This window comes from uncultured Gimesia sp. (genome assembly GCF_937910335.1).
Taxonomy (GTDB): domain Bacteria; phylum Planctomycetota; class Planctomycetia; order Planctomycetales; family Planctomycetaceae; genus Gimesia.
In genome coordinates this window covers 1-13,338 of sequence record NZ_CALEMX010000388.1, presented here as the reverse complement: position 1 = coordinate 13,338, position 13,338 = coordinate 1, and the positions used below count along the sequence as shown (strand labels likewise).

10 protein-coding genes are annotated in these 13,338 nt (G+C 46.1%); 5 read left to right on the top strand and 5 right to left on the bottom strand.

Features of this window, described 5'->3' with window-relative positions:
• Positions 1-1,145 (top strand): glutamine amidotransferase (locus Q0668_RS15455; RefSeq protein WP_298866262.1); only part of this gene is annotated, 1,145 nt, incomplete at its 5' end.
• Positions 1,145-2,212 carry a hypothetical protein gene (locus Q0668_RS15450; RefSeq protein ID WP_298866260.1) on the top strand — a complete coding sequence of 356 codons (1,068 nt, stop codon included), beginning with the start codon at positions 1,145-1,147 and terminating at the stop codon, positions 2,210-2,212. The genes Q0668_RS15455 and Q0668_RS15450, both read left to right, overlap by 1 nt.
• A gap of 40 nt (positions 2,213-2,252) precedes the next feature.
• Here Q0668_RS15450 and Q0668_RS15445 read toward each other — a convergent pair whose 3' ends face one another.
• The 3 genes from Q0668_RS15445 to Q0668_RS15435 form a co-directional block, all read right to left on the bottom strand.
• Positions 2,253-3,092 carry an RNA polymerase sigma factor RpoD/SigA gene (locus tag Q0668_RS15445; RefSeq protein ID WP_298866258.1) on the bottom strand — a complete coding sequence of 280 codons (840 nt, stop codon included), beginning with the start codon at positions 3,090-3,092 and terminating at the stop codon, positions 2,253-2,255.
• Between the two features lie 529 nt (positions 3,093-3,621).
• Entirely contained in the window at positions 3,622-5,577 is a 1,956-nt protein-coding gene (gene rpsA / locus Q0668_RS15440) for a 30S ribosomal protein S1 (RefSeq protein WP_298866256.1), read from the bottom strand.
• Between the two features lie 500 nt (positions 5,578-6,077).
• The gene (locus Q0668_RS15435; protein ID WP_298866254.1) at positions 6,078-7,256 is read right to left on the bottom strand and encodes an aldose 1-epimerase family protein; all 1,179 of its coding nucleotides are present in this window, start codon (positions 7,254-7,256) and stop codon (positions 6,078-6,080) included.
• Positions 7,257-7,496: 240 nt separating this feature from the next.
• Between Q0668_RS15435 and Q0668_RS15430 the strand changes: the two genes are divergently transcribed.
• From Q0668_RS15430 to Q0668_RS15420, 3 genes are all read left to right on the top strand, one after another.
• A complete protein-coding gene (locus tag Q0668_RS15430) occupies positions 7,497-8,339 on the top strand; it encodes a glycosyltransferase family 2 protein (protein WP_298866252.1) in 843 nt (280 codons plus the stop codon).
• 290 nt (positions 8,340-8,629) lie between these two features.
• Positions 8,630-10,627 (top strand): ATP-dependent zinc metalloprotease FtsH, encoded by a 1,998-nt coding sequence (gene ftsH / locus Q0668_RS15425; RefSeq protein ID WP_298866250.1) that lies wholly within the window; start codon positions 8,630-8,632, stop codon positions 10,625-10,627.
• A gap of 70 nt (positions 10,628-10,697) precedes the next feature.
• Positions 10,698-11,954 carry a DEAD/DEAH box helicase gene (locus tag Q0668_RS15420; protein ID WP_298866248.1) on the top strand — a complete coding sequence of 419 codons (1,257 nt, stop codon included), beginning with the start codon at positions 10,698-10,700 and terminating at the stop codon, positions 11,952-11,954.
• Between the two features lie 10 nt (positions 11,955-11,964).
• Here Q0668_RS15420 and Q0668_RS15415 read toward each other — a convergent pair whose 3' ends face one another.
• Both Q0668_RS15415 and Q0668_RS15410 read right to left on the bottom strand, forming a co-directional pair.
• Positions 11,965-12,855: an alpha/beta fold hydrolase gene (locus Q0668_RS15415; RefSeq protein ID WP_298866246.1), complete on the bottom strand. Its 891-nt coding sequence runs from the start codon at positions 12,853-12,855 to the stop codon at positions 11,965-11,967.
• Positions 12,856-12,947: 92 nt separating this feature from the next.
• Positions 12,948-13,338 (bottom strand): aminotransferase class I/II-fold pyridoxal phosphate-dependent enzyme (locus Q0668_RS15410; RefSeq protein WP_298866244.1); only part of this gene is annotated, 391 nt, incomplete at its 5' end.

The following is a 13,338-nucleotide window of genomic DNA, read 5'->3' as shown; positions in this document are numbered from 1 at the left end:
AACATCCTGATGAATTAAGAGACGGATTTCCCAAAACAGAAACAGAACTCTTTCAATATGAAACCATTATCATTGATGACCTGGAGGCAGCATTCTTTACACACGACCAACTGGAACTGATTACACGCTTTGTCTCAGAGCGAGGTGGTGGATTGGTAATGCTGGGTGGACAGGAATCTTTTCAGAAGGGTGGGTATCATAAAACAGACTTGAGTCGCTTGCTGCCCGTTTATTTCCCTCAACAGGCAGCCCCCGCCAGTGAGACGGACTATCATTTTTCTCTGACCCGCGATGGCTGGCTGCAACCCTGGATGAGGCACCATAAAAACGAACAAGATGAACACAAACGTCTGTCTGAGATGCCTCCATTTAAAACGATCAATCGAATGGACACCACAAAACCCGGCGCCTCACTGGCTGCCCAGGTCAATGATTCATCAAAAGCAACCTTCCCGGCGATTGCGACACAGCGTTATGGATTAGGACGAGTTGCAGCCGTCATGATAGGTGATCTCTGGCGCTGGCGGTTAAAAGAAGATTCTCCCACACCCCAACTTAACAAGTCCTGGCGACAGTTATTGCGCTGGATGACGACCGATGTACTGGAACCTGTAGACCTGTTGGTTGAAGAGAATCTGAACACAAACGATGGAACGAAGATTAAAGTACTTGTCCGCGATGCGGAATTTCAGAAACGTAGTGACTATCAAGTCGTACTGGAAATCACGACACCAGGAAAAGAACGCATCAAACTGACTACAAACCCGGTCAAAGATCAACCCGGAATGTACCAGGCCCTCTATCTGCCTCCTCAGCCGGGAGGCTATGCTCTTGCTGCCACAGTGACCGACCTTGAGTCTAAAACGAAGACCATCCATGGTGGATGGGTCCATGAACCTGACGCAGTTGAGTTTCCCTTCGTCAATCCAAACCCTGAACTTCTCCAACAACTAGCTGCAAAATCAAAGGGGGAAGTCATTTCTGCTGAGAAATTACATGAGTTTGTCAATACACTGGATCAACGTCATCTACCGATCACAGAAGAGTTAGTTACTCCACTCTGGCATCACCCCTGGGTCCTGACGCTAGTCTTGGGCTGCCTGTTTGGTGAATGGTCTCTGAGAAGATGGAAAGGATTACCCTGATGTCAATTTGTTGGCGGAACAGATTATTTCTGGTTCTTTTTGGTACGTTCCTCATCATGGGCTCGCCGAAAATGAACGCTCAATCTCCTGAAACATTAGAGAAGTCCGAGCGAATCGTGATTGTGATCGGCGCCACAGGTCAGGAGCAATATGAACAACAGTTTGCCAAATGGAGCGAACGCTGGAAAAAAATCGCCTCTCATAAACAGGCTGAATTAATCGTGATTGGTGAAACCGTCGATGCCCGCCGCACTGATTGGGAACTACTGAGCAGAGAATTGAAACGTCATACCAAGCAGACATCTGCCACATGGCTGATCCTTATCGGACATGGCACATTCGATGGAAAAACAGCACGCTTTAACTTGCGTGGCCCTGATCTCACTCATAACCAGTTAAGCCAGTATTGTGATACCATTAAACATCCTCTGGCAGTCATCAATTGTTTTTCTGCCAGTGGGCCGTTTTTGAAAATGCTTTCGGCTGATAATCGTGTGGTCATTACAGCCACTAAAAATGGCCATGAGTTTTACTTCTCCCATTTCGGTGATTTTCTTTCCCAGGCGTACACTCAACAACAGGCTGATGTGAATCATGATGGTCACATTTCGCTACTGGAAGGCTACCTGACAGCCTCTCGTGACACGAATGCGTATTATCATAAAAAGGGAGAACTCGCCACTGAGCATGCACTGCTGGACGACAACGGCGATCAAAAGGGTTCACGAAGTGATCAATTTCATGGTCTGAAGAGAGTTCCAGATATCCATTCTGTTTTGGATGGATTGCCTGATGGTCATCGAGCACATCAATTTACGCTGTCCTCGACTCAACCGATTGAGTTCATCTCCAGCAAACAAAAACAGGAACGCGATGAACTGGAAATCAAAATCTTGAAATTAAAACAACGCAAGCAGTCTTTTACCAGTCTGGATGAATACTACGAGAAAATAGAACCGTTGATGATTCAACTGTCGCACGTCTATCGCAGGATCGACTTAAACAAAAACCAGACGATCTATGATCCTCTGGTGGTGCCCGCCAATGCAAAAAAGACCAGTCGATAACTGGTCTTTTTTACTATTTTTGAACCGACTGTTAAGAAAGTTACTCGCCGGAAATTTCCTTGGCCAGTTTTTTGAGTGCTTCGCTCTCGATTTGACGCACACGTTCACGCGTGAGACCTAATGTTTGACCGATTTCTTTGAGTGTTTTGGGTTCGTCTCCATCTAATCCAAATCGCATCCGGAGGATATTGGCTTCGCGTTCCGGGATTTCCTTCAGCAGACGATAAACGTGTTTGAGATTATCATTGTCAACCAACTCATCATCGGGACCTTTTAATCGGTCATCAGGGATCATCTCACCCAGTGACCAACCCGCTTCGTGTTGCTCAGACTGTGGTGAAGAGTTGTAAAGTTGAATTGCTTTTTTCACAATTTTCAACTTCTTGGGAGGCAGATCCAGTTCTTTTGCCACTTCTTCAGTGGTAGGAGTTCGATCCAACATGTCTTGCAGTTGTGCTGTGGCACGTCGCCATTTCGTCAGCAACTCAACCATATAAGCAGGAATTCGAATTGTTTTCGCGGAGTTCACCAGCGCCCGTTTAATGGATTGTTTAATCCAATAACTGGCGTAGGTGCTGAAGCGAGTACCCATTTCGGGATCAAATCCCTCAACAGCCCGGAGCAGTCCAAGATTGCCTTCTTCGATAAGATCCTGAAGAGGTAGACCTTTTCCGGAATAAGCGCGGGCGATATTTACAACCAGCCGCAGATTCGCACGGACCATTCGGTCTCGTGCTTCTTTGTCACCACCCTCAATACGATTCGACAGCTCTTTCTCTTCATCTGCGGAGAGCAGTGCTGTTTCGTTAATTTCTTTGAGGTATGTTTCTAACGGATTCTGTACGGCTGAAGAGGAACGCCGTCGAGCAGTTTTCTGCATGGAAAACCTGTTATCTATACTGTTGTTGACAAATGGAAAAGCCGAATCATTTCCCTGGCTTTCCATTAGATTTGCAACCGTTCGCGGGAACTCGTTTCCTCTCGACACGATGATTTCAATAGAGAAAGAAGATAGAAATACCTCCCACTCTCTATGAATACATATCGGCAAATAAATATCGATTCCTGAATCCGGTATGGAAAAGCAGGGCTGTAAAAGAGGAATCTACGGAAACTGTAACGATTGTAGGAGATGAATTGATTTGAACTGCTAAAATGTAGCTATTACTATAGTTTCGAACTTAAGCACAGCCCGGGCATTGCATAAATGTCTGCTGATATAGATCACAAACTTAAACAACGCCGCCAGAGGGAATTTCCGATACAGCAGAAGCATTCCCAGGTGAAACCGTAGCCCATTCATCGTGCCTCATAGAAAGAGGGGACACCCATTAAAAAAGCGGTGGCCAATGAAGACCACCGCTGATTCAATTGATCAATCTGAGAATCAAATTTCGATTCACAGCCAATTATTCTGTTTTATCTTCTGCCACTTCTTCTTCGGCCACTTCTTCTTCGGCCGTAGCTTCTTCTTCGGCCGTAGCTTCTTCTTCAATGGTAGCTTCTTCTTCAATGGTAGCTTCTTCAACCGCAGGAGTTACTTCTTCAGTTGCGGCTTCATCAGCTACAGATTCTTCTTCATCTGAAGTTTCGATAGGCATCGCGAACAGGGGAGCGTCTCCGCCGGTTCCCCCCATCAATTCCTTGCGAGGTGCCGCAGCAGACGCATCTCCACCTTCTGCGGTTTCTGACTCTTCATCAATCGAATCTTCGAGTTTGCGGCTCAAGCCAATTTTTCGGTCGTCGGTATCAACACGCAGAATTTTCACGTCCAGTGTTTCGCCAACTTTGACGATATCTTCTGGATTTTCTACTTTATGGTCGGCTAACTCCGAAATGTGCAACAAACCTTCGAGCTCTTCTTCCAGTTCTACAAAGACACCAAAGTTCGTAATCTTGGTAACAACCCCTTGCACAATCGCACCGGGTTGATACTTTTCAGGGATGTCTGTTTCCCAGGGGTCGGAGGCCAGCTGCTTCAATCCCAAAGCAATTCGCTTTCGCTCTTCATCAACAGAAATCACCAGACACTCGATATCGTCACCTTTCTTCATCACTTCACTGGCATGCGAAATCTTTCGTGTCCAGGACATGTCGCTCACGTGCAACAATCCGTCGACGCCTTCTTCCAGTTCGATAAACGCACCATAGTTGGTCAGATTGCGAACCGTTCCTGTGACTTTTGCACCTTCGGGATATTTCTTGGTGACTTCATCCCATGGATTGGACTGTGTCTGCTTCATACCCAGTGAGATTTCCTGTTTGTCTTTATTGACACCGAGGACAACCACTTCGACTTCATCCCCAATATTAACAAGTTCACTGGGGTGATTGATACGTTTGGTCCAGGACATTTCGCTAATGTGAACCAGACCTTCAATTCCGTCTTCCAGTTTGACAAACGCACCGTATGACATCACGTTCACAACATGCCCGATGACTTTTGTGCCAACTGGGTATTTGGACTCGACCAGTTCCCACGGGCTTGGTGATTTCTGCTTTAGTCCCAGAGCAATTTTTTCTTTTTCGCGATCGACGCTTAAGATCATGACTTCAATTTCGTCATCAATCTTGACGATTTCTGTGGGATGGTTAATCCGTCCCCAACTCATATCCGTAATGTGCAATAAACCATCAATGCCACCAAGATCAACGAAAGCACCAAAGTCGGCGATGTTTTTCACGACACCTTTAACAACCTGGTTTTCTTCAATCTTGCTGAGCAGATCCTGTTTGAGTTTTTCACGTTTTTCTTCGATTAGTTTACGACGCGAAACAACAATATTTCTACGGGCTTCGTCAATTTTGAGAATCACGCACTCAATCGTACGACCAATATAGTTGGCAATATCTGAGGGGCGACGAATATCAACCTGACTGGCTGGCAGAAAGACGTTGACACCAATATTGATGAGCAAGCCACCTTTGATTTTTCGAACGACTGTTCCGGAAACCACATCGCCTTCCGCATGCGTGGCGATCACTTTTTCCCACTCGCGGATGCGATCTGCTTTCCGTTTTGAAAGCATCGTCAAACCGAACTCATCTTCGACTTCTTCAAGTAGAACCTGTACCTGATCGCCGGCCTTGGGAGTTTCTTCCTCTTCAGACCACTCATCTATATGGACAACACCTTCACTCTTAAATCCGATATCAACGAGAACTTCTTCCCCTTCAACGCTTAGAACAACGCCATCAATGATCTGATTCACGTCATAGGCACAAGACACGGAAGCATAGACATCATCCAGCACCCAATCTGTTTCTTCACCCTCTTCATTCACTGTTGGCATGACCTCTGCAAATGCTGCATCCAGGTCTTCGTCGGAAATGTTAAATTCTCGAATTAAATTGCGATCAACCATACTAAAAAAAATCCAAACACGCTTAAAATTTCAAAGTTGTATTCTAGTCTAAAAGATTATCCAGAGTATCTTGTGAAGTTAGTGGAACTGAGATTTCGCTCGTTGTGGCTCTTCTGTTCCAGCGTCAGTCAAGACGCCTCTTCATCGACAGTTCATAAAGAGTGGCTCTCACACAATTAAACTTGAGAGGAGCAATCTGTCGTTCAATGCGATCTAACTATCAAACAAAAAAAGCGAAGAGAATTAGAGAATCTTTCGCAGCATTCTGGTGAATAGCAACTTATCCAAAACCAAATGTCTCACTCTGCGGCTGATGCCCAACGCATCAATCGAATCGCAAAGGAGTTCAATCCCGCAAATATATCAGAATTAATTGATTTAATTCCAGCCATATACGTGCCTGAAAGTCATGAAATCAGTTATTTCTCGTATTTTTTGATAATTTCTGGCTTTCAGAATCTATCCAACCTGCGCGGAAATCCTCAGATGCGAATCATGAATCATGAAAACCGATCATGGGGCTGATCATGGATGATAGAGAGGCTCTGTTCAGTTAACTTCGTAATTTTCTGCTTCACCTCATCAACAGAATCCTGATGATTTAATATGGAAATTCGGAATTCGGTCTCGTAACTGTCACCTGAGCCAAGTTCTAACAAACGACCTTGTTCCCGCTCAACCCCCCTGAAATTGGGGAAATTAATGGCCGGTTCCAGCCCCGTTACATATCCGCCCGATTCAGGCAAAGTATTTTTCCATAAAGTAAAATAAGGGAGAGAGGCTTTTTTAAAGGTAACCAGAAATCCTAAATCTCCCTGTTTATTGCAGAGAAGGGCAGGAGTCATACCCTTTTCATCACAAACGGGAAGAAAAAAGTACGCCTGCTCCGCATAATCCGGTGTTGGTCCCAGATAAGTATTAAAATCTTTCACTCCTTCTGCGGCACGCGGATCCCGCGGAGCCATTTCTTCAAAAGGCATTGTAAATTCGGAACCGGCTTCCAGAAACGGTGGACCAATATTGATGTGATACAGCAATTCAGATTCTGCCGTATCCGGCCCCAGATTGGTAATGCGGTCACGAATGAGGAACTCTGATGATCCGATCTGAGTTTCAAGCGTCGATTCCAGTAAAAAGTGACTACCAAACAAGATGCCTTCTTCCATTCTGCCTGTGATTTTTATCATGCCTCCTTCAGCAGGATCGAGCTCAACACACACATAATGCGCGGGGGTATTGGCAATGCGTCCATGCAATGTTAATTCAGATTCCAGTGGATTTCCAGCAGAATCCGTTCCTGGTGGACCGTTTGAAATCAGACCACAACGACATATCAGCTCATTAAATCCACTTAACCAACCCAAACCTCCACGTTCTGATAGATTGACAAAAGCGGGATTAATGGGCGTTTTCACGGGTGATTTCCATTCCAGCGGGATTCCCTGAAAAGCACCTTTCCAAACCCCCATTCCCCGTGAGGGCAAAATCGAGAGAGTCAATGCGCCGTTATTCACTTCAATTAGATCAACTCCCTCAGATAAGCCTCCATGCAGCTGTTTTTTTTGGATTGACCAGCTTGAACTCTCTGAAAAACCGGGGTGACTCTCGGCGTTCAGCATGACCTCTTCAATCCAGGTTTGTGAGCTTACGTCAGTGAACAGAATTCGTGTAGGATTCATTGCCGTCTCGATTCTATGATATCAATATATTCGGAATATCCGGTAGGAAAGAAATAAAGAGGAATATCATTTTGACAGTCTGGATAATGTAAACCGGTTTGTTCAACCTGACCAGCATCGAAAGCAGAAACGAATTAGAAACTCCCCTTGCAGATGCAGTTTACAACTTATAATACAGAGTAGAGCAAATCAAAACCAAAGCCACTCCCTATTCAATTTTATGTATGGATTTACTTTTCAATGACACCAGTTCCTCAATCCGACGAACACGGTTCCCCTTATACGACCGAATGGTATGATTCCCTGAAAGCCTATCTGGGGGAAGCAGGTTGCCGCCAACTTGGATTTTATCCTATTCCTGAAGACTTTCTGCTTTCTGTCATCATTCCAATTTTTAACGAGAGTAAGACAGTAGAAAATCTCATCGATCAGGTGAAAGCCGTTCCGATTCGTAAAGAACTGGTACTCGTCGATGACGGCAGTACCGATGGCACACGTGAGATTTTGAAACGACTGGAAGCCGAAGCCCAGGCTGGAACAGATTCGATCAATCAAATCCGAGTCATATTTCATGAAGTGAATCAGGGAAAAGGGGCAGCCGTTCGTACGGGATTTCTGGAAGCAGAGGGGGATGTCATGCTCATCCAGGATGCAGACCTGGAATACGATCCTTCAGAATACCCGCGATTACTCCAGCCGATCATCGAAGGCAAAGCTGACGTCGTGTATGGCAGTCGCTTTCTGGGTGATCAGCCTCACCGCGTGCTTTATTACTGGCATTTTCTGGGCAACAAGTTTTTAACAACACTCTCAAACTGCTTTACCAATCTTAATCTAACAGACATGGAAACCTGTTACAAATTATTCAAAAAAGAAGTCATCAAGGATATTGCGCCCGGGCTTTGCCAGAATCGTTTTGGGATCGAACCGGAACTCACCGCAAAAGTGGCCCGTCGTCAATGCCGTATTTTTGAAATGTCGATCAGTTACGATGGTCGCACATACGATCAGGGTAAGAAGATCGGCTGGCGAGATGGTGTGAAGGCACTGTGGTGTATTGTGCGTTATGGATTGAAAGATTAGTATCATAATCCCGAAATGAGTCTCAAAGATCTCATTCGGAAAGCCATTATTTTGCTGATGGCTTATCTGATCCTTTCTAAAAACAGGCTTCGCAGCATTGCCTGAGGGACAGATTTTCCCATAGAATCAGCAACATGTTACTGATTCGCAAGCATACACATTTGTCTCCTATGTTGAGATTCAGGCAAATTCCTGATGAGAGACAGATTCGAACTGATTGCCACATCAAGATTAATGCAATCATCAGCAACTCGTAAAATAAAGATTTCAGCAAACGAACGGAATATCATATGTCCTCCCCTCCGGAGAACCCAAAAGAGAATCCTTCCAAAGATAAAGCTCCTCAAAAGCTGTCAGGCAAAGAAAAACAGGCAGCTCCCTCAACGGGTCCCTGGCTCATCATCCTGCTGATTCTGGTTGTTGGCAGTCTGATCCTGATGAAAAATTCGCCAGAAAATACTGGTTCGAAAGTTGACTATAGTTTTTTCATTACCGAACTGAATCGTGGCAATGTGAAATCGGTAGATTTCTATGGTGACATTCTGACAGGCAAGTGGAAGATTCGTCCTGATAATCCTGATAAGGAAAAGAAGGAGAAAGAGGACGAAAAACTGGAAGAAGAATTTAATACCGTTCTTCCATCTCACCCGGTCGAAGATCGGGATCTCGTTCCAGAATTAATCAAACAGAAAGTGATCTTCAAAGCCGAAAGCACCAACGTCGGTATTGGCACTTATATCATCCCCTGGTTAATCGGTCCGCTATTGATTATCGGTTTCTTCTGGTACATGCTAAAGCGTTCTTCTGACCCGATGGGCGGTGGTATGCTGGGAAATTTCACCAAGAGTCCGGCGAAGCGGTTTCATCCTTCAGAAGAACAGACCACGTTCGACGATGTGGCAGCCATGGAGCAGGCAAAGGCAGAACTGCAGGAGGTTGTTGAATTTCTGAAAACGCCGGCTAAATTCCAACGACTGGGAGCGCAAATACCAAAAGGTGTATTGCTGATGGGTTCACCTGGAACCGGTAAGACACTGTTAGCCCGTGCGACGGCAGGTGAAGCAGGCGTCCCATTTTATTCCATTAACGGCTCGGAATTTATTCAAATGTTTGTCGGCGTCGGTGCGAGTCGCGTGCGAGATCTATTTAAAACCGCCAAGGAAAATGCCCCGTGTATCATCTTTGTTGACGAAATCGACGCCGTGGGCCGAATTCGAGGTGCGGGACTCGGAGGGGGACACGACGAACGGGAACAGACATTGAACCAAATGCTGAGCGAAATGGATGGGTTTCAACAAAATGAAGCCGTCATCATCATTGCAGCTACGAACCGACCAGATGTTCTGGACCCGGCATTACTGCGTCCCGGACGCTTTGACAGACATATCACCGTAGATCGACCAACCAAGGATGGCCGGGAAGCAATCCTGAAAGTTCACTCGCGGAAAATTCCTTTATCCGATAATGTCGAATTGAATAAAATAGCAGCAGGTACGATTGGTTTTTCTGGTGCCGACCTGAAGAATCTGGTGAATGAGGCTGCACTCTCGGCAACGCGGTTGAACAAAGATCAGGTCGACGATGAAGATTTTGACAACGCCCGCGATCGTGTTTTAATGGGACCACCACGCGAAGAAATTTTGAATGACAAAGAACGGGAAATGACCGCCTACCACGAAGCCGGCCATGCTCTACTGGCCTGGCTGCTGCCGGAAATTGATCCCGTTCATAAAGTCACCGTGATTCCCCGAGGCAGAGCACTTGGCGTCACTCAACTTCTTCCCGATGAAGAACGCTACAATATGGGAGAGAAGCATCTTCACTCGCAACTGGCATTCATGTTGGGAGGACGTGCTGCAGAAGGTCTTGTCTTCGGCGAGCATACGGCAGGAGCCGCGGACGACATTAAACGGGCCACACAGATCACTCGAAAAATGGTGGGACAATGGGGTATGAGTGATGTGATCGGACCAGTGGCATTTCGTCACTCCGATGAAAATCCATTCCTCGGAAAAGAGATGAAATCGCAAGGAGAATGCAGCGAAGAAACAGCCCACGTCATCGACCAGGAAATGCAGCGGTTTATGAACGCCGCCGATCAACTGGCAGAAAAAATATTAACAGAAAACAGGGAGAAACTTGACCTGCTGGCAAAAGCACTCGTAGAACAAGAGGCTATTGACAGTGATGACATCAAGCGTCTGATTGGAATTTCGGTTCGGGAACAAGCAACGATTGACAATGCAAATCAAACAAGTATTGACGATCAGGGCGAAAACCAACCATAGTAATCATCTTAATTTGAGACGCCTTATGAAAAAGTAAGATTTCTCCTGTTACATCAGGAATGAACAGGTAATGACTAAAGAAAAGAAAAAAACGAAAAAGAAGAAAGCCAAGTCCAGTTTTAGTGAATTAGGACTCAATGATGAAATTTTGAAAAACCTCGGTGAGGCGGGATATGAAATACCCAGTCCGATCCAGGCAGAGTTGATCCCCATCGCAGTGAAAGGGCAGGACTGTATCGGTCAAGCCCGAACCGGAACCGGAAAAACGGCCGCGTTTTCTCTGCCGGTATTACAACAAATCGATCTGAGACGCCCGGGTGCACAGGCACTAATTCTGGCTCCCACCAGAGAACTGAGTGAACAGGTTGCAGAAGAGATCCGTAAGCTGTGTCCTGATAAATCACTGAATCTTTCTGTGCTTGTAGGAGGCAAACCGCTTCGCCCTCAGGAAAATCAATTGAAAAGGGGAGCCCAAATTGCAGTCGGGACTCCAGGGCGGGTGATTGATCACATTAATCGGGGTAATTTGAAACTGAATACGTTGGAATTCGTCGTCCTGGATGAAGCCGACCGCATGCTGGATATTGGATTTCGTCCCGATATTGAAAAGATCCTTCGCAAATGTCCCGAAAAACGACAGACATTACTGCTCTCAGCGACGATGCCACCGCCTGTTGAGCGTCTGGCAAGACGCTATATGCAAGACCCTGTTGTCATCAATCTCTCTGAGGACAAGGTGAGCGTCGACGCCATCGACCAGTATTACATCACCGTCGATCCGAACCGCAAAGTCAAACTCCTCTCGCGGTTGCTGTTTCAGGAACGTCCCAAACAAACGCTTGTCTTTACGAGAACCAAACGTGGCGCTGACAAACTGGATCGTATTTTTTCGAAAAAGCTGAAAGCAGTCGCTGCCATTCATGGAGATTTACCTCAACCCAAGCGAGATCGTGTTCTCAAAGAGTTCCGCGAAGGAAAAATCCGACTGTTGATTGCAACGGATGTCATGGGGCGCGGTATTGATGTCAGTGGAATCTCACACATCATCAACTATGACATCCCCGAATTCAGCGACGACTATGTGCATCGCATCGGGCGTGTTGGCCGATTATCATCCGACCAGAAGGGAGCCGCTTTTACATTTGTCGCTCCTGATGAAGGTGATCAGTTAACGAACATCGAAAATCGGATCAACCATATGATTTCGGAATTTCGCGTGGACGACTTCGAAGCATATCAACCCCAAAAACCACGAAAGAAAATTGAGACGGTATCGCATCTGGGAAATACCGAACATCTCATCAACCCTGACTTTGGTGATTTTTGATCGTTGTGCTTCAACTGCCAGTAAAGGCATGCGATTGAAGAAACTCTTCAATTCGCGGCAACATGATTTCGTGGGCATCTTCAAAGACATAATGTCCTGCATCTGGAATTCTCTGTGTTTCCGCTTTTGGAAATCGTCGTTCGAATTCGTCCAGAAATTTTGTCGTAAAGCACCAGTCCCGCTCGCCCCAGATCAGAAGCATGGGGTGTTTCTGAAACTGCGACAGACCTTCTTCCACATGTTGCAGTGTCTGATAGCTGGGATGCGAGGGCTTTAAGGGAATGTCTTTGACAAACTGATGAACGGCGACCCGGTTCTGCCAGGAATCATAAGGCCCCAGGAAGCCGGCTTTGACTTCAGCAGTCATCCGGTCGTGTTTTTCGACAGCCATTGAAACAGCAGCTCTGGAAAACAAATTCAATCCCCGCACTCCACAGGCTCCCAAAAAAGGAATCCGACAGACAGAAATACGTAAGGGAATCTCCCGCGAACGAAAGGCAGCGGTATTCATCAATACAAATCGTTGAAATCGCTCAGATAGATCGACGGCCGCCCCCATACCGATGGCACCTCCCCAATCATGGGCAAACAGTGAAATATTCTGAAGGTTCAGATGTTGAATCAAAGTTTTCAGATTCTCGATATGTGTTTCCAGTTTGTAGGAATAATCCTGTGGTTTGTCGGATAACCCACAACCAATATGATCGATGGCGATAACGCGATAGTTCACAGAAAGCTGCTTCACCAAACGCCGCCAGGCAAAACTCCAGGTTGGGTTTCCATGTACCATCAACAGAGGCTGGCCTTGCCCTTCATCCAAATAATGGTACTGATGACCATCAATACTCATCCAGTGAGAAGCAAATGGGTACTCATTTTTTATTCGATCTCGAAAATTCATGCCGGAGACTTTAATCGATGATGTAGAGGACTGACAATCAACCCTGTAGGGCTCTTTTATTACTGGTTCCGAAAAAATGGAGTTGGCATACCTTATCGCGATTCACCAATTCTGGCGAGTGAACGATCCAATGCTTTTAAAAACCGTTCCAGATCGTCCCGTTGATGAGCACAAGTGATGGAAATTCTCAGTCGTGAAGTGCCCTCGGGTACCGTGGGTGGGCGGATCGCTCCCACCAGAAAACCTGCCTGCTGCAACTCTGCTGCTATCTGCATGGTCAAATCAGGATCTTTCAAAATAACAGGTATGATCGGCCCTGATGACTCCACAACATTGACACCGGGGATATTCTGTAATTCCATTCGCAGGAACTCTGCATTCGCGTGTAATAATCGCCTTCGATCGGGTTCTGCTTGTATGATCTCCAATGCCTTGCAGGCGGCAGCACAAATGGCGGGGGGCAGGGCAGTCGAATAAATTTGT